This is a genomic window from Staphylococcus sp. HMSC059F04, from assembly GCF_001812565.1.
In the GTDB taxonomy this organism is placed as follows: Bacteria; Bacillota; Bacilli; order Staphylococcales; family Staphylococcaceae; genus Staphylococcus; species Staphylococcus lugdunensis.
On the sequence record NZ_KV809481.1, the window covers coordinates 21,720 to 45,130 of the forward strand.

General features: G+C 35.6%; 20 protein-coding genes and 1 pseudogene. All 21 read left to right on the plus strand.

Features of this window, described 5'->3' with window-relative positions; genetic code table 11:
- Window positions 1-14 precede the first annotated feature (14 nt).
- The 21 genes and pseudogenes from HMPREF2864_RS11155 (at window position 15) to lysS (ending at window position 22,972) form a co-directional block, all read left to right on the plus strand.
- A complete protein-coding gene (locus HMPREF2864_RS11155; RefSeq protein WP_002461477.1) occupies window positions 15-392 on the plus strand; it encodes a RidA family protein in 378 nt (125 codons plus the stop codon).
- A 71-nt stretch (window positions 393-463) separates the two neighbouring features.
- Window positions 464-769: a septation regulator SpoVG gene (spoVG, locus tag HMPREF2864_RS11160; protein WP_002461476.1), complete on the plus strand. Its 306-nt coding sequence runs from the start codon at window positions 464-466 to the stop codon at window positions 767-769.
- Window positions 770-976: 207 nt separating this feature from the next.
- The gene (gene glmU / locus HMPREF2864_RS11165) at window positions 977-2,332 is read left to right on the plus strand and encodes a bifunctional UDP-N-acetylglucosamine diphosphorylase/glucosamine-1-phosphate N-acetyltransferase GlmU (RefSeq protein WP_002491861.1); all 1,356 of its coding nucleotides are present in this window, start codon (window positions 977-979) and stop codon (window positions 2,330-2,332) included.
- Between the two features lie 152 nt (window positions 2,333-2,484).
- Window positions 2,485-3,450, plus strand: a complete 966-nt coding sequence (locus tag HMPREF2864_RS11170; protein ID WP_002479488.1) for a ribose-phosphate diphosphokinase — start codon at window positions 2,485-2,487, stop codon at window positions 3,448-3,450.
- 157 nt (window positions 3,451-3,607) lie between these two features.
- A complete protein-coding gene (locus HMPREF2864_RS11175) occupies window positions 3,608-4,258 on the plus strand; it encodes a 50S ribosomal protein L25/general stress protein Ctc (protein ID WP_002461472.1) in 651 nt (216 codons plus the stop codon).
- 323 nt (window positions 4,259-4,581) lie between these two features.
- Window positions 4,582-5,154, plus strand: a complete 573-nt coding sequence (gene pth / locus HMPREF2864_RS11180; protein WP_002461471.1) for an aminoacyl-tRNA hydrolase — start codon at window positions 4,582-4,584, stop codon at window positions 5,152-5,154.
- A complete protein-coding gene (gene mfd / locus HMPREF2864_RS11185; RefSeq protein ID WP_070545422.1) occupies window positions 5,151-8,672 on the plus strand; it encodes a transcription-repair coupling factor in 3,522 nt (1,173 codons plus the stop codon). Before pth ends, mfd begins: the two co-directional genes overlap by 4 nt.
- Window positions 8,650-10,179 carry a polysaccharide biosynthesis protein gene (locus tag HMPREF2864_RS11190; protein ID WP_070545419.1) on the plus strand — a complete coding sequence of 510 codons (1,530 nt, stop codon included), beginning with the start codon at window positions 8,650-8,652 and terminating at the stop codon, window positions 10,177-10,179. Before mfd ends, HMPREF2864_RS11190 begins: the two co-directional genes overlap by 23 nt.
- A 1-nt stretch (window position 10,180) precedes the next feature.
- Window positions 10,181-11,371 (plus strand): annotated as a pseudogene (locus HMPREF2864_RS11195) (MazG nucleotide pyrophosphohydrolase domain-containing protein).
- On the plus strand, window positions 11,368-11,646 hold the full coding sequence (locus HMPREF2864_RS11200) for an RNA-binding S4 domain-containing protein (protein WP_070545418.1): 279 nt from the start codon (window positions 11,368-11,370) through the stop codon (window positions 11,644-11,646). The pseudogene HMPREF2864_RS11195 and the gene HMPREF2864_RS11200 overlap by 4 nt, the downstream one beginning before the upstream one ends.
- Before the next feature lie 23 nt (window positions 11,647-11,669).
- The gene (divIC, locus tag HMPREF2864_RS11205; protein ID WP_002491863.1) at window positions 11,670-12,068 is read left to right on the plus strand and encodes a cell division protein DivIC; all 399 of its coding nucleotides are present in this window, start codon (window positions 11,670-11,672) and stop codon (window positions 12,066-12,068) included.
- Window positions 12,069-12,235: 167 nt separating this feature from the next.
- A complete protein-coding gene (locus HMPREF2864_RS11210; RefSeq protein WP_002461461.1) occupies window positions 12,236-12,634 on the plus strand; it encodes a S1 domain-containing RNA-binding protein in 399 nt (132 codons plus the stop codon).
- Window positions 12,635-12,737: 103 nt separating this feature from the next.
- Entirely contained in the window at window positions 12,738-14,030 is a 1,293-nt protein-coding gene (tilS, locus tag HMPREF2864_RS11215; RefSeq protein WP_002461460.1) for a tRNA lysidine(34) synthetase TilS, read from the plus strand.
- 2 nt (window positions 14,031-14,032) lie between these two features.
- The gene (gene hpt, locus HMPREF2864_RS11220) at window positions 14,033-14,572 is read left to right on the plus strand and encodes a hypoxanthine phosphoribosyltransferase (RefSeq protein WP_002461459.1); all 540 of its coding nucleotides are present in this window, start codon (window positions 14,033-14,035) and stop codon (window positions 14,570-14,572) included.
- Window positions 14,573-14,849: 277 nt separating this feature from the next.
- Window positions 14,850-16,937 (plus strand): ATP-dependent zinc metalloprotease FtsH, encoded by a 2,088-nt coding sequence (ftsH, locus tag HMPREF2864_RS11225; protein WP_002461458.1) that lies wholly within the window; start codon window positions 14,850-14,852, stop codon window positions 16,935-16,937.
- Window positions 16,938-17,116: 179 nt separating this feature from the next.
- Window positions 17,117-18,001: an Hsp33 family molecular chaperone HslO gene (gene hslO, locus HMPREF2864_RS11230; protein ID WP_002461457.1), complete on the plus strand. Its 885-nt coding sequence runs from the start codon at window positions 17,117-17,119 to the stop codon at window positions 17,999-18,001.
- A 177-nt stretch (window positions 18,002-18,178) separates the two neighbouring features.
- Window positions 18,179-19,111: a cysteine synthase A gene (gene cysK, locus HMPREF2864_RS11235; RefSeq protein ID WP_002479495.1), complete on the plus strand. Its 933-nt coding sequence runs from the start codon at window positions 18,179-18,181 to the stop codon at window positions 19,109-19,111.
- Window positions 19,112-19,333: 222 nt separating this feature from the next.
- Window positions 19,334-20,137 carry a dihydropteroate synthase gene (folP, locus tag HMPREF2864_RS11240; RefSeq protein WP_012991030.1) on the plus strand — a complete coding sequence of 268 codons (804 nt, stop codon included), beginning with the start codon at window positions 19,334-19,336 and terminating at the stop codon, window positions 20,135-20,137.
- A complete protein-coding gene (gene folB / locus HMPREF2864_RS11245) occupies window positions 20,115-20,480 on the plus strand; it encodes a dihydroneopterin aldolase (protein ID WP_002461453.1) in 366 nt (121 codons plus the stop codon). Before folP ends, folB begins: the two co-directional genes overlap by 23 nt.
- Window positions 20,481-20,960 carry a 2-amino-4-hydroxy-6-hydroxymethyldihydropteridine diphosphokinase gene (gene folK, locus HMPREF2864_RS11250; protein ID WP_002491868.1) on the plus strand — a complete coding sequence of 160 codons (480 nt, stop codon included), beginning with the start codon at window positions 20,481-20,483 and terminating at the stop codon, window positions 20,958-20,960.
- 524 nt (window positions 20,961-21,484) lie between these two features.
- A complete protein-coding gene (gene lysS, locus HMPREF2864_RS11255; RefSeq protein ID WP_037543655.1) occupies window positions 21,485-22,972 on the plus strand; it encodes a lysine--tRNA ligase in 1,488 nt (495 codons plus the stop codon).
- Window positions 22,973-23,411 lie beyond the last annotated feature (439 nt).

Below are 23,411 nucleotides of genomic sequence, written 5' to 3' on the forward strand. Positions count from 1 at the left end.
GGAGTAATTACATCATGAAAACGATTAACGCTAATAGCGCACCTGAAGCTATAGGGCCTTATTCACACGCAACGGCTGTGAATGGTTTGGTATTTACATCTGGACAGCTACCATTGAATTCTAATGGTCAATTGGTAAGTGAGGATGTGCAAGAACAAACTAAACAAGTACTAGAAAATTTAAAAGTTGTGCTCAATGAAGCAGGTGCAGACTTTAATTCTGTCATTAAATCAACAATTTTCATTGCTGATATGAATGAATTTCAACAAATCAATGAAGTATACGCAGATTATTTTAGTGAACATCAACCTGCGCGTAGCTGTGTTGAAGTTTCACGTTTACCTAAAGATGTTAAAGTTGAAATTGAACTAATAGCCAAAACTAAGGAATGATAATTTTCAATGTTGAATTGTAAAGCTTCTAAAAACCACAAAGAGAGATATATACTAGGGGGGCTCACTGCATGAAAGTGACAGATGTAAGACTTAGAAAAATAGAAACAGACGGTAGAATGAAAGCACTTGTTTCAATTACTTTAGATAAGGCATTCGTTATTCATGACTTACGCGTAATTGAAGGAAATTCTGGTCTGTTCGTCGCAATGCCAAGTAAACGTACACCAGATGGTGAATTCCGTGATATTGCACATCCGATTAATTCTGATATGAGACAGGAGATTCAGGATGCTGTGATGAAAGTATATGATGAAACTGATGAAGTAGTTCCAGATAAAAATGCCTCATCAGAACAATCAGAAGACAATGATTAATATATAATTGATATAAACTTTAGAACAGGTTCAACATAATGCGGATGTTGGACCTGTTTTTTTAAAATACAAGCACATTAACATTATTATTAACAAGATGATAAGCCATTTACGTTTCGTTAACAACATCTTATAAATCTTGAAAGTGGCGTAATAATTAAATTATAATAATGACGAAGTGTAATTTTTATTGGAGGGTTAGCATTCATGCAGAGATATGCGATTATATTAGCAGCTGGTAAAGGTACAAGAATGAAGTCGAAAAGGTATAAAGTACTACATGAGGTTGCTGGGAAGCCGATGATTGAGCATGTATTAACGAATGTTAAAGCATCAGGTGTAGATCAAGTTGTAACTGTTGTAGGCCATGGTGCAGATGAGGTCAAAGAAACATTAGGACATCAATCATTGTATAGTTTTCAAGCTGAACAACTAGGTACGGCACATGCCGTGAAAACGGCTCAAGACCACTTAAGCAGTAAAGAAGGAACGACACTAGTTGTATGCGGAGATACGCCACTGATAACTGCTGAAACGTTACAAGCATTAATCGAACACCATGAGCGAAATAAGGCCCATGTCACAGTATTATCTGCAACGGCGATTAACCCATTTGGATATGGACGTATTATTCGTAATGAGCAACAACAGCTGGAACGTATAGTTGAAGAAAAAGATGCATCGGCGGCCGAAAAAACGATAAGTGAAATCAGTTCGGGTATTTTTGCTTTTGATAATCAAGTGCTCTTTGAAACGCTAAATCAGGTGCGAAATGACAATGCACAGGGAGAATATTATCTACCAGATGCAGTTGCCTTGATTTTACATAATCATGGTATTGCCGAAGTCTATCATACAGATGATTTTGATGAAATTATAGGTGTCAATGACCGTGTGATGCTTAGTCAAGCTGAAAAGGCGTTACAACAGCGCGTAAATGATTATCATATGCGAAATGGCGTAACTTTGATTGATCCAACTCAAACATATATTGCACCAGACGTTGAAATTGGTATGGATACGGTTATTGAACCTGGTGTAAGAATTACTGGGACAACAACGATTGGAGAAAATGTACATGTAGGTCAATATTCTGAAATTCATAATAGTAAGATTGCTGCACATGTCGAAATCAAGCAATCGGTGATTAACGATTCTGAAGTGGGCGCGTATACGAAAGTAGGGCCATTTGCACAATTACGTCCTGGTTCTAACCTGGGCAAAGATGTCAAGGTAGGTAACTTTGTTGAAGTTAAGAAAGCGGAGCTGAAAGATGGTGCAAAAGTATCTCACTTGAGCTATATTGGTGATGCTGAAGTCGGAGAACGTACAAATATTGGTTGTGGCTCTATCACTGTGAATTATGATGGCATAAATAAATTCCGTACAGTGATTGGAAGGGATGCCTTTATTGGATGTAATACTAATCTTATTGCACCAGTTACTGTTGGTGATGGCTCGCTCATTGCTGCTGGATCAACAATCACAGATGATATTCCTAATGATAGCTTAGCGCTTGCAAGAGCACGTCAAATCACTAAAGAAGGATATGTAAAAAAATAATACTAACAATCTAGAATATACTTTACGAACTGTAATCGTTATTCCGAATTGTCGAAATTAATAAATTTTAGTATGAATTTGATTGAGTCATAGTAAAAGACGCGTTTTTTATATATAATATGTATGCATAGAAAATAATTGGAGGACTATAAATGTTAAATAATGAATACAAGAATTCATCTTTAAAGATCTTTTCTCTTAAAGGAAATGAACCTTTGGCACAAGAAGTAGCTGATCGTGTAGGGATTGAATTAGGGAAGTGCTCTGTAAAACGTTTTAGTGATGGCGAAATTCAAATTAATATTGAAGAAAGCATCCGAGGATGTGACGTCTTTATTATTCAACCAACATCATATCCAGTCAACTTACATTTAATGGAATTGCTCATTATGATTGATGCATGCAAACGTGCGTCAGCAGCGAATATTAATATTGTGGTACCTTATTATGGATACGCACGTCAAGACAGAAAAGCACGTAGCCGTGAACCTATTACAGCAAAGTTAGTAGCTAATTTAATTGAAACAGCTGGTGCAAATCGCATGATCGCTTTAGACTTACATGCGCCACAAATTCAAGGCTTCTTTGACATTCCGATTGATCATTTGATGGGTGTTCCTATTATTGGTCAACATTTCCAAAATGATCCAAACATAAATCCAGAAGAGTGTGTCGTTGTTTCACCAGATCATGGTGGTGTAACGCGTGCGCGCAAACTTGCTGACATTTTAAAAACTCCAATTGCAATTATCGATAAACGTCGCCCTAAACCTAATGTTGCAGAAGTTATGAATATCGTTGGAGATATTGAAGGGCGCACCGCAATTATTATCGATGATATTATTGATACAGCTGGAACGATAACTTTAGCTGCACAAGCGTTAAAAGATAAAGGTGCGAAAGAAGTATATGCATGTTGTACACACCCAGTACTGTCTGGTCCGGCTAAAGAACGTATCGAAAATTCAGCGATTAAAGAACTTATTGTGACAAATTCAATCTTATTAGATGAAAATCGCAAACCAGCAAATACGAAGCAATTATCTGTTGCTGGACTATTAGCACAAGCTATTGTCCGTGTATATGAACGAGAATCAGTAAGCGTCTTGTTTGATTAAGCCTAGTCACAGCAATTTGACTTCAAATTCATAAGCGTGTATAATACATTCGTTCGTGATTATACGAATGAAATAAACATTTGCAAGCAATGTTCGCATTGATGGGCAAATGAGGAGTGCTCTGTAAGAGAGCAAAATTCGAAAGGTGGAAATCAGAATGGCTTCATTAAAGTCAATCATCCGTCAAGGTAAACAAACTCGTTCAGAACTTAAAAAGATTAGAAGTTTAGGTAAAGTTCCTGCAGTTGTTTACGGTTATAGTACAAAAAATACTTCTGTTAAAGTTGATGAAGTTGAATTCATCAAAGTTATCCGTGAAGTTGGTCGTAACGGGGTTATCGATTTAGGCGTTGGCTCTAAATCAATTAAAGTTATGGTGTCAGATTACCAATTTGATCCGTTAAAAAACCAAATTACACATATTGACTTCTTAGCTATTAACATGACTGAAGAACGTACAGTAGAAGTGCCTGTACACTTAGTTGGTGAAGCAGTGGGTGCTAAAGAAGGTGGCGTTGTTGAACAACCATTATTCTACTTACAAGTTACAGCTACACCAGAAAATATCCCAGAAGCAATTGAAGTAGACGTTACTGACTTACAAATTAACGACAGCTACACAGTAGCAGATGTTAAAGTAACAGGTGACTACACTATTGAAGATGAACCAGAAACTTCAATCGTAACAGTAGTTCCACCAACTGAAGAACCAACTGAAGAAGAAGTGGAAGCTATGGAAGGCGATGCTGCTACGCCAGAACCAGAAGTTGTAGGAGAATCTAAAGAAGACGAAGAAGCTGAAGAATAAAGCTTATAACATTATTGTTTAGCTAATTGTACGATTTACAATTAATAGCTTATAGTGAGCCAAGTTAATTGTGATGTATAAAAGCGACGAATCATCGTCTTATATGAGCACTAAACTTATCAACATAAGTTTAGTGCTTTTTTGTGTTATGATGATGAATGATATAAAATAGTGTGTATCTTTAAAAAGTAAAGAATCAACTTATTTTAATAATGATAACCATATAATAATAGAATTAGAAAAACATACATGAGTGAGTCAATCTAAATAAATGCATCATGTATGGTACATTAATTTACAATTTGGCATGGAGGTTTCAACATATGAAATGTATTGTTGGTCTTGGAAATATAGGCAAACGATTCGAACATACAAGACACAATATTGGTTTTGAAGTGGTAGATTATCTTTTAGATAAATACAATTTTAATTTAGATAAACAAAAATTCAAAGGTGCATATACCATTGAGCGTATTGGTAATGATAAAGTCATGTTTATCGAACCAATGACAATGATGAATTTATCGGGGCAAGCAGTTGGGCCTTTAATGGATTATTACAATGTAGCAATAGATGAACTTATCGTGCTTTATGATGATTTAGATCTTAACCAAGGTCAAGTCAGATTAAGACAAAAGGGTAGTGCAGGTGGTCATAATGGTATGAAATCGATTATTCAACATTTAGGCACGGAGCAATTTAAGCGTATTCGCATCGGTGTTGGTAGACCGACTAATGGCATGTCAGTACCTGATTATGTATTACAAAAATTTTCAAAAGAAGAAATGATGACAATGGATCATGTAGTTGAACATGCAGCTCAAGCAGTAGAAGCATTTATCGATACGTCACGCTTTGACCATGTCATGAATAACTTTAATGGTGACGTCAATTGAAATCAGTGATAGCAGAATACATCCAACAAGATAAACGTTTCCAAGAATTAGATCAGGTATTTGGGCAAGAAAATATTTTAGTCACTGGATTATCTCCATCGGCTAAAGCTACAATTATCGCGGAAAAATATCTTACTGACCATAAGCAAATGCTCCTTATAACAAATAATCTCTACCAAGCAGATAAATTAGAAACAGATTTATTGCAGTATATTGATTCGGCAGAAGTATACAAATATCCTGTACAAGATATTATGACAGAAGAATTTTCAACCCAAAGCCCTCAACTTATGAGCGAACGCGTACGCACACTTACTGCGTTAGCACAAAATGAGAAAGGGTTATTTATCGTGCCATTAAATGGTTTGAAAAAATGGCAAACACCTATAGACATATGGCAAGCACATCAAATCCATTTACATATTGGTCAAGATATTGATGTGGCACATTTACTACAGCAACTTGTGAACATGGGGTATCGCCGTGAATCTGTTGTTTCCCATATCGGTGAATTCTCAGTGCGTGGTGGTATTATCGACATCTATCCGTTGATTGGCGAACCGGTAAGAATCGAGTTGTTTGATACGGAAGTCGACTCAATTCGAGATTTTGATATTGAAACCCAACGTTCCAATAATAATTTAGATGGTGTCTCAATCACTTCTGCAAGTGACTATGTCATCACTGATGATGTCATTAAGCATTTACAAAGCAATTTAAAAGCTGCATATGAAGACACACGTCCAAAAATTGAAACATCGGTAAGGAATGACTTGAAAGAAACCTATGAAAGTTTCAATCTTATAGACACGACAGCCGTCGACCACCAATTATTACGACGTTTAGTTGCATTTATGTATGAAACGCCTGCTACTTTGATTGATTATTTTCAACAAGATGCCATTGTCGTAGTTGATGAATATAATCGTATCAAAGAAACAGAAGAAACGTTGACCACTGAAGTCGAGGACTTTATTCATAATTTAATAGAAAGTGGTAATGGTTTTATTGGGCAAACTTTTATGCAATATGACGGTTTTGAACATTTATTAACTCATTTTCCAGTGGCATACTTCACACTGTTTACATCCTCAATGACTGTTAAATTAGCTGATATTATCAAGTTTTCTTGTAAGCCAGTGCAACAGTTTTATGGACAATATGATATTATGCGTTCTGAGTTTCAACGCTACGTACAAAATGACTATACGATTGTAGTCTTGGTAGAAACAGAAACAAAGGTAGAACGTATTCAGGCAATGCTAAACGAAATGCATATTCCTACCGTTAAAAATATTCACAGCGGTATTGCCAGTGGACAAGCTATTGTGACGGAAGGAAGTTTATCTGAAGGTTTTGAACTACCTTATATGCAACTCGTGGTAATTACTGAACGAGAATTGTTTAAAACAAAACAGAAGAAACAGCGCAAACGTTCTAAGACAATATCAAATGCTGAAAAAATAAAATCATATCAAGATTTAAAAGTAGGTGACTATGTAGTTCATGTACATCACGGGGTAGGCCGCTATTTAGGTGTAGAAACACTTGAAGTTGGGGATGTTCATCGCGACTATATAAAATTACAATATAAAGGTACAGATCAATTATTTGTTCCAGTTGACCAAATGGATCAAGTCCAAAAATATGTTGCTTCAGAAGACAAATCGCCTAAATTAAATAAACTTGGTGGCTCTGAATGGAAGAAAACCAAAGCCAAGGTACAACAAAGCGTTGAAGATATTGCTGAAGAATTGATTGCTTTATATAAAGAACGAGAAATGTCAGTAGGTTACCAATTTGGAGAAGATACAGCTGAGCAACAAGCTTTTGAATTAGACTTTCCATATGAGTTAACACCTGATCAAGCAAAATCGATTGAAGAAATTAAAGCAGATATGGAACTACAAAAACCAATGGATCGTCTGTTATGTGGTGATGTTGGCTATGGTAAGACTGAAGTAGCGATTCGTGCAGCTTTTAAAGCAGTAATGGAAGGTAAACAGGTTGCATTTTTAGTTCCAACGACGATTCTTGCTCAACAACATTACGAAACATTGATTGAGCGAATGCAAGATTTCCCGGTTGAAATTCAACTTGTCAGTCGGTTTAGAACGGCGAAAGAGGTTAGAAAGACGAAAGAAGGGTTGAAGTTTGGTTATGTTGATATCGTTGTAGGGACACACAAGCTACTAAGCAAAGATATTCGATATAAGGATTTAGGGTTGCTTATTGTAGATGAAGAGCAACGATTTGGTGTTCGCCATAAAGAACGTATTAAGACATTGAAAACGAATGTTGATGTCTTAACACTAACAGCAACACCTATACCAAGAACGCTGCATATGAGTATGCTTGGTGTGCGTGATTTGTCAGTAATTGAAACGCCACCAGAAAACCGCTTCCCAGTTCAAACATATGTGCTAGAACAAAATACGAATTTTATTAAAGAAGCATTAGAGCGCGAACTATCTAGAGATGGTCAGGTGTTCTATTTATACAATAAAGTTCAGTCGATATATGAAAAGCGTGAACAACTACAAATGCTCATGCCTGAAGCAAGTATTGCTGTAGCACATGGACAAATGACTGAACGGGATTTAGAAGAAACTATGCTAAGTTTTATCAATGGAGACTACGATATATTAGTAACAACTACGATTATAGAGACAGGTGTGGATGTACCAAATGCCAATACATTGATTATTGAAGAAGCAGATCGATTTGGTTTAAGTCAATTGTATCAATTAAGAGGACGTGTTGGACGTTCGAGTCGTATCGGTTATGCTTATTTCTTACATCCGGCAAATAAAGTATTAACCGAAACAGCTGAAGATCGTTTGCAAGCGATTAAGGAATTTACAGAGCTAGGATCTGGTTTCAAGATTGCGATGCGCGATTTAAATATTCGTGGTGCGGGTAACTTATTAGGTAAACAGCAACATGGCTTTATCGATTCAGTTGGATTTGATCTATATTCACAAATGTTAGAAGAAGCAGTAAATGAAAAACGCGGTATAACTGAAGAAACGCCAGATACACCTGAAGTAGAGATGGTATTAAATTTAGATGCCTATCTGCCAGCAGAATATATTCAAAACGAACAGGCTAAAATTGAGATATATAAAAAGTTAAGAAAAGTTGAAAATGAGGCACAACTTGACGATATTAGAGATGAATTGATGGATCGTTTTAATGATTATCCGATAGAAGTTGAACGTTTACTTGATAGTGTACAAATTAAGATACATGCATTACGTGCTGGGGTAACCTTGATAAAAGATCAAGGAAAAACAGTGGATATTACATTATCGGTGCAAGGAACGAAAGACATCGATGGTGAAGCATTGTTTAAACAAACACAACCGCTTGGTCGAGCTATGAAAGTAGGTGTTCAAGACGGGGTGATGAAAGTTACTTTGAAAAAATCAACACAATGGCTTGAGAATTTAAAATTTTTAGTGAAATGTCTAGAAGAAAGTAGAGTTATTAAAGATGAAGACGAAATCCGCATTTAGTGGTGTAGTGGTACTGACTGGTGCGCTCATTGTTGTCAAAGTATTAAGTGCACTTTATCGTGTACCGTATCAAAATGTATTGGGTGATGAAGGATTGTATGCCTATCAGCAAATATATCCTATTGTTGCGTTAGGCATGATATTATCAATGAATGCAATTCCTAGTGCAGTAACGCAAACTTTAGGTGGACATGGTACGGCGCAAAGATATTCAATGGTGCTTCGATATTTGCAGATAGTAGCTATTTTTATTACTGCATTATTATTTCTGTTAGCGCATCCAATGGCATGGATGATGGGAGATGTTCATCTAGAAACAATGATTAGAGCAGCAAGTTTAAGTTTCTTATTTGTTGGGGTTTTAGGCGTATTAAGAGGTCATTATCAAAGTCAACAATTAATGACTATTCCAGCAATTTCCCAGGTAATAGAGCAGATAATTCGAGTTACAGTTATCTTTGTAGCGATAGGATTATTTATACTTTATGGAAGAACGATTTATCAAGCTGGCATGCTTGCAATTTTAGGTTCATCGGTTGGTTTTCTAGGTTCAAGTCTTTATTTAATCTATCATCGGCCGTTTAAATATATGCGTCAGCTAGATACGATGACCATACCTTGGCGCCGACTATTGTTAGCAGTTATGGTGTTCGCTATAAGTCAACTATTAGTTATTTTATGGCAGTTCATCGACAGTTTTACAGTAGTACACATGTTAAAATCAAACCATTTATCATTTCATGAAGCGATTAAGCAAAAAGGCATCTATGATCGTGGCGCATCATTTATTCAAATGGGCTTAATTGTCACAACAACTTTTAGTTTTGTGTTGATTCCGTTATTAACATGTGCGTTGCAAGAACAACAATGGAATTTAATGAATCGTTATGCGAATGCCTCTCTGAAAATTACTATATTAATTAGTAGTGCTGCCGCAGTAGGATTAGTTAATTTATTACCATTGATGAATCAAGTTTTTTTTAAAACCAACAGTTTAGTCATAACGCTAAGTGTTTATATGATAACGGTAATATTGGTATCATTAATTATGATGTATATTGCTTTATTACAAGTGTTTAATGAGGTTGCAACGGTGATGATTAGTGTTGGTATTGGTTTAATCGTTAAAGGGCTGTTAAATATTATGTTGATTTATCAATTAGGAATTTTAGGTGCCAGTGTGAGTACCGTCTTGTCTTTAAGTGTGACAGGTTTGATTTGCCATCAGCGTGTAACGACACGTTATAAAATGCAAGGAATGGGTCGATTCTTTATTAAATTATTGGCAAGCATGTTAGTTATGAGTCTTGTCGTGCAAGCTGTGATGTGGCTTATTCCTACAACGGGACGCATTGGTGGATTACTTGAACTTCTAATTGCGGCATTTGCAGGAGTTGGGATATTTACCTGGCTTATAGCTGAATGGCGTATGTTAAGCTATAGAGAACTAAAACACTTACCTTATGGAGATAAATTATATCATTTTAAAACAAGGAGTCGACGATAATATGACGCATAAGATTACAATTATTGGTCTTGGAAATTATGGTTTAGACGATTTACCATTAGGAATATATCGATTTATTCAACAACAAGACTGTGTATATGCACGAACGTTAGCACATCCTGTTATAGAAGCATTGCGTGAGGATATACATTTTGAAACGTTTGATGATATCTATGAAGCACATCAATCTTTTGAAGATGTTTATCAAACCATTGTCGATCGTTTATTAGAATTGGCACAACAACAAGACGTCATTTATGCGGTGCCCGGTCATCCTTATGTTGCAGAAACAACGACGATGCTATTGTTAGAAGCGGAGAAGCAACGAGATGATGTCAGTGTGAATGTACTTGGAGGGAAAAGTTTTATCGATGATATTTTTGCCGCGGTAAAAATTGATCCGAATGATGGCTTTACAATGTTGGATGGTACAGATATACAGCCAGAACGTTTGAATGTGCGCACAGCTACAATCATTACACAAGTTTATAGTAATATGGTAGCTGCAGATTTGAAAATTACTTTGATGGAACGCTATCCGGATGATTACCATGTTAAAATCGTTGATGGTGCGCATGGTGATAATGCACAAATAACGGAGTTACCGCTCTACGAATTAGACCGTGATGCATCTTATTTTAATAATCTAACTAGTGTTTTTGTACCTGCAGTTGAAGACGAGCGTGTGCTATATTCAGACTTTGATTTTGCGGTACAAACCATTGACACACTTGTCGATGATGACCACGGTTGTCCTTGGGATAAAGCGCAAACACATGCCTCATTGAAACGCTATTTACTAGAAGAAACATTTGAATTATTTGAAGCGATTGATAATAAAGATGATTGGCATATGATTGAAGAACTTGGTGATATTTTACTACAAGTATTATTACATACGAGTATTGGTAAATAAGAAGGCTATATGGATATACGTGAAGTTATTGACGGCTTAAATGCTAAAATGATTCGACGTCACCCTCATATCTTTGGAGAACAACATGCAGAAACAATAGATGATTTAAATACTATTTGGCTAGAGGCGAAACAACAAGAAGGCAAAACACCACGCGTCAAATTCGAGAAAGTATTTGCAGACCACTTCATGTCGTTGTATGATAAAACCAAAAATAAAGACTTTGATGAAAATATGCTCAAAGCCTATTTACAGCAAGGAGAGGCAGAGTCATGAGATTAGATAAATATTTAAAGGTATCACGTTTAGTAAAACGACGTACCTTGGCTAAAGAAATCAGTGACCAAGGTCGTATTACTGTTAATGGTAACGTTGCTAAAGCAGGTACAGATGTTAAGGTTGAAGATGAATTAGTCATTCGCTTTGGTCAAAAGTTAGTTACAGTTAAAGTAACTGCATTAAATGAACATGCAACAAAAGAAAATGCTAAAGGCATGTATGAATTGATCAAAGAAGAACGTATTAAAAATGAACCACAATTTGATGAATAATGGCTTAAAGGAGGTAACAAGCATTGGATAAAAAAGTAGAACAAATAGGTAATCAGTACACATCACAAAGAAACAAACAAAAGCAACGAAATAAGATGAAAATGCGTATTGTTCGCCGTAGAATTACAGTGTTTGGTGGTATACTATTAGCCATTATATTAATGTTAATTATCGTGCTTGTCCTTCAAAAGCAAAGTAATAGTGAAGATGCTGCTGAACGAAAACATAAAGAAGAACAATTTCAAAAACAACAAGATGAAGAAATTGCATTAAAAGAAGAACTGAGTAATTTGAACGATTCGGATTACGTAGAGAAAATTGCGCGTGATGATTACTATTTGAGTAATAAAGGAGAGGTTATCTTTAAATTGCCAAGTGATAAACAGTCAGATAAGTCAAAGTCGACAGATGATGATCGCTAATCGCTTTATAAAATAGTAAAAACAATTAAATATAGAGGATACAGTTAACAGTTTTATTAGAAACAGCAGCAAATCTTAAAATAATCTAGCTATAGCATTGTGAAAATATTAAAACAGGAATATAATAAGGATAAAATCGAATCATATCGGGAGGATTTATTTAGAATATGTCAATCGAAGTAGGAAATAAGCTTAAAGGTAAAGTCACAGGTATCAAAAAATTTGGTGCGTTCGTCGAATTACCTGAAGGGAAAAGTGGCTTAGTACACATTAGTGAAGTGGCAGATAATTACGTTGAAAATGTAGAGGACCATTTATCAATCGGTGATGAAGTTGAAGTTAAAGTATTATCAATTGCGGATGACGGAAAAATCAGCTTATCAATTAAAAAAGCAAAAGATCGACCACGTAGACCACAACACAAATCACATCATAGTAAACCGCCACAAAAAGCTGAAGATTTTGAAAAGAAACTAAGTAATTTCTTAAAAGATAGTGAAGATAAACTCACAACGATTAAACGACAAACAGAATCTAGACGTGGTGGTAAAGGTTCAAGACGTTAATGCGGTTAAAAATAGACTGTTTCTACTCAAGGAGCAGTCTATTTTTATTGACAGCCCTTTGATAAAAATAGATACAGATTAAAATTATAAAAGGTGGGATTATATGAAAGTAGACACGAGTGGTTGGACTGTAGAGGACCATATTGTCTTAGCCGTATCTACAGGTGTTGATAGCATGTGCCTGTTATACGCTTTAACCCATCTCTATCGTGACACCTATCGCAAGTTAACATGTCTACATGTCAATCATGGTTTGCGAGAAGAATCGATAGAGGAAGAACGTTTTTTTCAAACCTACTGTGAACAACACCAGTTATCATATGATATTAAACATTTAGATTTATCACATTTAGTAGCTTCCGGGAAAAGTATACAAAATGACTCACGACAAATGCGTTATCAATGGTTTGATTATAAAATGCATGAATTAAATGCGGATGTGTTACTCACTGCACATCATTTAGATGATCAACTTGAAACAATCTTTTACCGTTTGTTTTCTGGACGGGCAACACGCAGTCGATTAGGCATGTCTTATCTTACGGCGAGAGAGCAATACAAAATATGCCGACCATTACTACAATCTCATAAACAAGACATCCGATATTTTCAACAAGTGCATCATGTGCCTTTTTATGAAGATTGTTCAAATCATATAAATAAATATGTACGTAATGACATTCGCAATCGCTTAATACCTGAAATTAATGATAATGAGCAATTAGATGTTGAGCAATTATTGAAATTAAAAGCCTGGCATGATGCACAGATGGAGCAATTAGAAAATAAAATTTCGCGATTCATTCAAGATTATGTGAATATGAATCATAATCATACTATGATAACGTGCCCAAGAACACGATTCAATCGTCTGCCATATTACGATAAAGTCATGCTGATGGACTGCTTACTACAGTATACGGATATTCCTGCACCATACTCTGAAAGAACGTATCATGAATGGTTCCATCAAATAGCTAATGATAAAGCCCAATTTGAAATTGGGTTAACAGAACAATGGCATATTAAAATTGCATATGATAAATTTATAATAATGGCTAAATACCAACAGCAAACATCAGTTGAACCTATTAAAATTTATCACCATGGGCATTACCATTTTGGCAATAGTCATATTATAGTTGACGAGCAAATGCCAGCTGATGTTTTCCCGCTGACGATTCGTACGCGTAAAAACGGGGATATTTTTTGCTTAAATGGACAAACAGCACATAAAAAAGTCAGCCGTTTGATGATTGACCACAAGGTAGACATGAATGAAAGAAATATAATGCCTATTGTTGTTGATGCTGAGCAGCATATTATAGCGGTTGGCCAACTATATATATCACGAACCCACCAAGATTATTTAACTATTAATAACGGAGATGAATAACCATGCATAATGATTTAAAGGAAATAATTTTAACAGAAGAAGAGATTCAAACACTTTGTAAAACACTAGGAGAACAAATCACACAAGATTATCAAAATAAACCATTAGTTTGTGTTGGGATCTTAAAAGGTTCTGTTATGTTTATGGCAGATTTAATTAAACGCATTGATACACATCTTGCTATAGATTTTATGGATGTTTCAAGTTATCACGGAGGTACAGAATCTACTGGTGAGGTTCAAATTATTAAAGATTTAGGTACATCAATTGAGAATAAAGATGTCTTAATCATTGAAGATATATTAGAGACAGGAACAACTTTAAAATCAATTACTGAGTTACTACAATCTAGAAAAGTAAATTCATTAGAAATTGTAACGCTATTAGACAAACCTAATCGCCGAAAAGCAGATATCGAAGCAAAATATGTAGGTAAAAAAATTCCCGATGAATTTGTTGTAGGTTATGGCTTAGATTATGGAGAACATTATCGTAATTTACCTTACATTGGCACGCTTAAACCCGAAGTTTACACAAAATAAGTGATTTATCTTCTGATATAAGATAAAGTAAAATACTATGCGAAAAATGTCTAATAGTGTAGACTCGATTTATATAACTCTCTTAAATAAATAGTGTACAAAAGAAATGTAACTATAATGTTTTATGTGCTATAGAAAATAGTGATAATAGGGAATGTAATAATGATAAGTAAAAAGGCTATAGAAACTAATATTAAAGTTGAAATACTAGCCTTAAAAAGATGTATTGTGTTACAATTTTTGTTAGTTTTATTATGGAAGTAGGAGGAAACGACGCATGCAAAAAGCATTTCGCAATGTGCTAGTTATCGCAATTATTGGCGTTATTTTGTTTGGCGTTTTCAATTATATAAACAATAATGGGAACATGCCAAAGCAACTTACATATACGCAATTTGTTAAACAGTTGGATAAAGGTGAACTGAAGTCTTTAGAAATCCAACCAGAGCAAAATGTTTACATGGTAAGTGGTAAGACGAAAAAAGATGAAGATTATTCATCAACAATACTTTATAACAATGAAAAAGACTTACAAAACATCACAGATAAAGCAAAAAAACAAGATGGGTTAAAATTCACTGTTAAAGAAGAAGAAAAACAAAGTGTATTTGTAAGTATCTTAACAACACTTATTCCAGTTTTAATTATTGCATTATTGTTCATCTTCTTCCTAAGTCAAGCACAAGGTGGGGGACAAGGCGGTCGTATGATGAACTTTGGTAAATCCAAAGCAAAAATGTACGATAACAAGAAACGTCGTGTACGCTTTAGTGATGTTGCCGGTGCTGACGAAGAGAAACAGGAATTAATTGAAATTGTTGACTTCTTAAAAGATAATAAGAAATTTAAACAAATGGGCTCACGTATACCTAAAGGTGTGCTTTTAGTAGGGCCTCCAGGTACAGGTAAAACATTGCTTGCGCGTGCCGTGGCCGGTGAAGCTGGTGCACCATTCTTCTCAATCAGTGGTTCAGACTTCGTTGAAATGTTCGTTGGTGTCGGCGCAAGTCGTGTGCGTGACTTATTTGAAAATGCTAAAAAGAATGCGCCTTGTATTATTTTTATCGATGAAATCGATGCCGTAGGTCGTCAACGTGGTGCAGGTGTTGGTGGTGGCCATGATGAACGAGAACAAACACTCAACCAACTCTTAGTAGAAATGGATGGCTTCGGTGAAAATGAAGGTATTATCATGATTGCAGCAACAAACCGACCAGACATTTTAGACCCAGCATTATTACGTCCAGGTCGTTTTGACCGTCAAATTCAAGTAGGTCGTCCTGATGTAAAAGGTCGTGAAGCGATTCTACATGTTCACGCTAAAAACAAACCGCTTGATGAAACTGTAGATTTAAAAGCTATTTCTCAAAGAACACCAGGATTTTCTGGTGCTGATTTAGAAAACTTACTAAATGAGGCATCATTGATTGCTGCGCGTGAAGGTAAAAATAAAATTGATATGCGCGATATCGAAGAAGCAACCGACCGCGTTATTGCTGGTCCAGCTAAGAAATCTCGTGTTATTTCTGATAAGGAACGAAATATCGTGGCACATCATGAAGCAGGACATACCATTATTGGGATGGTACTTGACGAGGCGGAAATTGTGCATAAAGTAACTATCGTACCACGTGGTCAAGCCGGTGGATATGCGATGATGTTACCTAAACAAGATCGCTTCTTAATGACAGAACCAGAATTGTTAGACAAAATTTGTGGTTTGCTTGGTGGACGTGTGTCTGAAGATATTAACTTTGGTGAAGTATCTACAGGGGCATCAAACGACTTTGAAAGAGCTACCCAAATTGCACGCTCAATGGTCACAGAATATGGTATGAGTAAAAAATTAGGACCATTACAATTTTCTAATAGTAGTAGCGGGCAAGTCTTCTTAGGCAAAGATATGCAAGGTGAACCTAATTATTCAGGTCAAATTGCTTATGAAATCGATAAAGAAGTACAACGTATTATTAAAGAACAATATGAACGTTGTAAACAAATATTAATAGAACATCAAGATCAGTTAAAACTTATTGCTAAAACACTATTAACTGAGGAAACATTAGTTGCTGAACAAATTCGCTCATTATTCTATGATGGTAAAATGCCAGAAGTAGATTATGATAGTGCAAAAATAGTAAATAAAGACGATACTGATTTTAGCGATGGTAAATATGGCAAATCGTATGATGAAATTCGTGAAGAACAATTAGAGCAAGGTGACAAAGACGAAGACACGAACAAAGATGCATCAGAAAAAGATCGTGCATCTGAGTCGGATGACACAGCACACGAACAAGCACCAAATATTGATAAACCATATAATCCAAGTGATCCAAACCAGCCTGATCATAGACAACAATGATATTAATCTGTCTCCTTCTGCATATGAATTACTGCGGAAGGAGACTTTTTGATTTTTTTAACGAAACGAAACTGATACAAGCAGGTCATTTTGTTGATATAAACAACAGGTGTATAATAATTGCTCATATAAGAAAAAACTTGATAAATAAAATATAAAAGTATATAAGGAGATTGTTTATGACACATGATTATATAGTAAAAGCATTGGCGTATGGTGGAGAAATAAGAGCATATGCTGCACTTACCACAGAATCCGTACAAGAAGCTCAAACGCGTCATTATACTTGGCCAACTGCTTCTGCAGCTATGGGAAGAACTATGACTGCCACAGTGATGATGGGGGCAATGCTCAAAGGAGCGCAAAAATTAACAGTTACAGTTGACGGCAAAGGGCCGATAGGTAAAATTATTGCTGATGCTGATGCGCGAGGTAATATACGCGCTTATGTCGATCATCCTCAAACACATTTTCCATTAAATGCACAAGGAAAATTAGATGTAAAACGTGCAGTAGGAACAGAGGGGTCCATTATGGTAGTAAAAGATGTTGGAATGAAGGATTATTTTACAGGAACAAGTCCGATAGTGTCCGGAGAACTAGGAGAAGACTTCACATATTATTATGCAACAAGTGAACAAACACCATCTTCTGTTGGTTTAGGAGTGCTAGTTAATCCAGATAACTCTATTAAAGCAGCAGGTGGCTTTGTAATACAGGTTATGCCAGGCGCATCAAATGATACGATTACGCATTTAGAAAATGTAATTAAGCACATGACACCAGTATCCAAACTGATTGAACAAGGGTTAACACCTGAAAGCATTCTAAGCGAAATTCTTGGACAGGAACACGTTCAAATCATCGATAAGACACCCGTTCAGTTCGAATGTCAATGCAGTCATGAAAAATTTTTAAATGCTATTAAAGGGTTAGGAGAAGCAGAAATACAAGATATGATTACAAAGGATCATGGCGCAGAGGCTACATGTCATTTTTGTAATCAAAAATATAACTATACTGAAGCGGAGTTACAGGGGGTTCTCGAACAATTACAAGCATAGCATGAGTCAATGGTAGTTTAGATGATACTAGGTCAGGGAAACACAAAGATGTATAATAGTTTTAGAGGCATAAATAAGTAAATACATTTATTTTTTTAGAAAATTCTGATATGATATAACTATATCCGATTAAAGAACTAAGCATTTAGTCAAACTAGAATAAAGGAGTGTTTTTTAATGGCACAAAAAATAGTTGATAATATTACAGAAATTATTGGCAATACACCAGTAGTCAAATTGAGAAACGTTGTAGACGCTGATGCAGCAGATGTATACGTGAAATTAGAATATCAAAATCCAGGTGGTTCTGTTAAAGATCGTATTGCGCTTGCTATGATAGAAAAAGCAGAAAAAGAAGGTAAAATTAAACCTGGCGATACGATAGTTGAACCTACAAGTGGTAACACTGGTATCGGACTTGCATTTGTTTGTGCTGCGAAAGGCTATAAAGCTGTATTTACAATGCCAGAAACAATGAGTTTAGAGCGCCGTAATTTATTGAAAGCTTATGGTGCAGAAGTAGTATTAACACCCGGATCAGAAGCGATGAAAGGTGCAATTAAAAAGGCTAAAGAATTAAAAGAAGAACATGGTTATTTCGAACCACAACAATTTGAAAACCCAGCAAACCCTGAAATTCACGAATTGACTACAGGTCCAGAAATTGTTGAACAATTTGAAGGTAAACAAATTGATGCTTTCTTAGCTGGTGTAGGTACGGGAGGAACTTTATCAGGTGCTGGTAAAGTATTAAAAGAAAAATATCCAAATATTGAAATCGTGGCAATCGAACCAGAAGCATCTCCAGTATTAAGTGGAGGTGAACCTGGTCCACACAAATTACAAGGTTTAGGTGCTGGTTTCGTTCCAGACACACTTAACACAGATATCTATGATAGCATCATTCAAGTTGGCAATGACATTGCGATGGAAACATCACGTCGTGTGGCTAAAGAAGAAGGTATTTTAGCAGGTATTTCTTCAGGTGCAGCCATTCACGCAGCAATTCAAAAAGCTAAAGAATTAGGTAAAGGAAAAACAGTATTAACCGTATTACCAAGTAATGGCGAACGTTACTTATCTACACCGTTATATTCATTTGACGACTAATTTATAGTTCATTTAATTATGCTAGTGAAGTCCCAGTTGGCTTCACTGGTTTTTTTGTTTTTTGAAAAAGCCAGTGTAAAATCTATAAGAGAAATAGATGAATTTTAAATTGCAAATACTGAAATGTTTCTCAAATGAGTGTATCATTATTTATAAGTTAATGATTTAAATGTAGTTGCAGTGTTACATATTCATTTTTTAAGAAAGCAAAGGGTGAAAAAAATGACGAAAACAAAAATTATGGGCATTTTAAATGTGACGCCGGATTCGTTCTCTGATGGGGGTAAATACAATTCAGTGGACAAGGCAGTCGCACGAGCAAAAGAGATGATAGATGAAGGTGTGGATATCATCGATGTGGGTGGCGTATCCACAAGACCAGGTCATACGGAAGTATCATTAGAGGAAGAAATGGAACGCGTTGTACCTGTAGTAGAACAATTGGTTAAATTAGACGTTCAAATTTCTGTTGATACATATCGTAGTGAGGTAGCAGAGGCTTGTTTAAAGCTTGGGGCTACAATGATAAATGACCAATGGGCGGGATTATATGACCCTAAAATATTTGATGTGGTTAGTGACTATAATGCAGAAATTGTGTTAATGCATAACGGCGATGGTCAGAGAGAACAACCTGTTGTTGAAGAAATGCTATTATCGTTATTGACTCAGGCTAATAAAGCAGAAATGGCAGGCATAGAAAAAGGGAACATATGGTTAGACCCTGGTATTGGTTTTGCTAAATCAAGAAGTGAAGAAAAAGAAGTCATGGCACGATTAGATGAACTTGTGGCAACAGAATATCCAGTGCTATTAGCCACGAGTCGTAAACGCTTTATTAAAGAAATGATTGGCAAAGAGACAACGCCAGCAGAACGAGATGAAGCAACAGCTGCTACGACGGTTTATGGTATAATGAAAGGCATTCAGGCGGTTCGCGTGCATAATGTAGACTTAAATGTAAAGCTTGCACAAAGCATCGACTTTTTAAAGGAGAATGAACATGAGCGACATCATCTTTCTTAATGGCATGCGTTTTTATGGCTATCATGGAGCGCTTCATGCAGAAAATGAACTTGGCCAAATTTTTATAGTAGATGTAACACTTAAAGTTGATTTGACTGAAGCAGGGAAAACGGATAATGTCAAAGACACTGTGCATTATGGTGAGGTCTTTGAAGATGTTAAAAACATTGTTGAAGGGCCATCTTGTCAATTGATAGAACATCTTGCAGAACGTATTGCAAAACGTATAAATTCACACTATAATCGTGTAATGGAAACGAAAGTCAGAATCACTAAAGAAAATCCTCCGATTGCAGGTCATTATGATGGCGTTGGTATAGAAATAGTGAGGGAGAATTATTAAATGGTACAAGCTTATCTAGGTTTAGGAAGTAATATTGGCAATCGTTACAAACAGTTGATGCAGGCAATAGACATCCTTGATCATTTTGATGGTATTAAGGTTACACAAGTTTCTCCAATATACGAAACAGCTCCTGTGGGTTATACAGAACAACCACAATTCTTAAATTTATGTGTTGAAATAAATACGCAACTTACACCACGAGAATTGCTCAATTGTTGTTTAGAAACTGAAAAACAGTTACATCGAGTGAGAGAAGTACGTTGGGGTCCACGCACATTAGATGTTGATATCTTATTATATGGAGATGACATCATAGAGTTGGATCAACTAACGATTCCCCACCCAAGGATGACAGAGCGTGCATTCGTATTGATACCCCTCAATGACATTGCGTCGACGAAAATAGAACCTCATTCCAAACAAACGATTGGAAACCTAGTTAAGGCAGACGATTCAGTTAAAAAGTATAAACAATGAGAGGCTAATGAAATATGTGGAAAACTAGAGACGTAGAAATTGAAATAGCGTCGTATTAATCCCTTATGTATGGTGGGGGAATATTATTCCACTTTCCGACTTACCGTTTCTCAGTTAATGGCAATAGTGATAATCATCATCCTAACTTGAGCAAAAATGCTTGATCAATCGGGTATAGATGTTGTAATGATAAGATGAAAAGCCTTAGGTAATTCACGGATAATTTATCGTACCTTCCATTACCTCGAAACATGAGCACTTATAGATGAGCCAACTTTAAAAGATAAAGTGGAAATTGCTTTATTACATACGCGCCGTCTTGTAGAATTAAAGGGAGAAAAGATTGGTGTTATGGAAATGCGTAAACACACTTCTTGGTAATTAAAAGGTGTTAATGGCCATGGCAAAGCATGTAAAGCCCTTAAGCCGAAACAGAACAAGGAATGATTATACCTTACAACATTTCCAACAAGAAATTATGCAACAACCAACAGAAAAACAAGAAGTTTAAAGGAGAGAGCAGAATGTCAGAAGAAATGAATGACCAAATGCAGGTCCGTCGTCAAAAGCTACAAGAACTAATCGATTTAGGTATTGATCCTTTTGGGAAACGCTTCGAACGTACAGCTATGGCTGATGACTTAAAAGGAGCATGGGATCAATATTCTAAAGAGGAATTACATGGTAAAGAGGCAGAAAGTCATGTAACCATCGCAGGTCGTTTAATGACTAAACGTGGTAAAGGTAAAGCAGGTTTTGCACATATTCAAGACTTGTCAGGTCAAATTCAAATATATGTACGTAAAGATCAAGTTGGAGAAGAACAGTTTGATATTTGGAAAATCGCTGACCTTGGAGACATTGTTGGTATTGATGGTGTTATGTTTAAAACGAATACAGGTGAATTAACAGTTAAAGCTAAAACCTTCACTTTATTATCTAAAGCATTACGTCCGTTACCTGATAAATTCCATGGTTTACAAGATATTGAACAACGCTATCGCCAACGTTATCTAGATTTAATTACAAACAAAGAAAGTACGCAAACGTTCATTCATCGTAGTAAAATCATTCAAGAAATGCGTAACTATTTAAATAATAAAGGATTTTTAGAAGTAGAAACACCAATGATGCATCAAATACCTGGTGGAGCTGCTGCACGTCCATTTGTAACACATCATAATGCCTTAGATGCAACTTTATATATGCGAATCGCTATTGAATTACATTTAAAACGTCTTATTGTAGGTGGCTTAGAAAAAGTATATGAAATAGGTCGTGTGTTCCGTAACGAAGGTGTCTCAACTCGACATAACCCAGAGTTTACAATGATTGAACTTTATGAAGCATATGCAGATTTCCACGATATTATGGATTTAACAGAATCACTCATTCGCCATATTGCACAAGAAGTATTTGGCTCAGCAAAAGTTCAATACAATGGAGAAGAAATCGATTTAGAATCATCTTGGACAAGATTGCATATTGTAGATGCAGTTAAAGAAGCTACAGGTGTAGATTTCTATCAAGTAAAATCAGACGAAGAAGCAAAAGCATTAGCTAAAGAACACGGTATTGAAATTAAAGAAAACATGAAGTATGGACATATCTTGAATGAGTTCTTTGAACAAAAAGTTGAAGAAACACTTATTCAACCAACATTCATTTATGGACATCCAATCGAAATATCACCATTAGCGAAGAAAAATCCGGAAGACCCAAGATTTACAGATCGTTTTGAACTATTTATTGTTGGAAGAGAACATGCAAATGCCTTCACAGAACTAAATGACCCAATCGATCAAAGAGAACGCTTTGAAGCACAATTAGTAGAAAAAGCACAAGGTAATGATGAAGCACATGAAATGGATGAAGATTTCATTGAAGCATTAGAATATGGTATGCCGCCAACAGGTGGATTAGGAATCGGAATTGATAGACTTGTGATGTTATTAACAGATTCACCATCTATTCGTGATGTACTATTATTCCCATATATGCGACAAAAATAAATGATAGCAACAGATTTGTACAAAATACAAGTACGACACTGATAATCGAATATACGAAATAAATGCCCGAAGCAAATTAAGCTTTGGGCATTTTAAATATACAATTCATATCGCACTTAAATTAATAATCTTAGTTGTGAAGAAAAAATCTATAAAAAAAGAATAGATTTTAACGTGCAGATATGATAACATTTATCGAGTGTCAAAGAGAAAAATGATGAATGATATATCATGAAAAAATATATAAAAAACAATTGACATGACTAATGATGTGTTGTAACATATAAAAGTCGTCAATTTCATGGGCGTGAAATTTAAACGCAATGTAAATCAATTTTAAACAAAGTGTAAAATTGACTATTGAAACGTTTGAATAAAGTTAGTAAAATTAGTAAAGTAAGCTATTTGTCTGGTGACAATGGCAAGGAGGTCACACCTG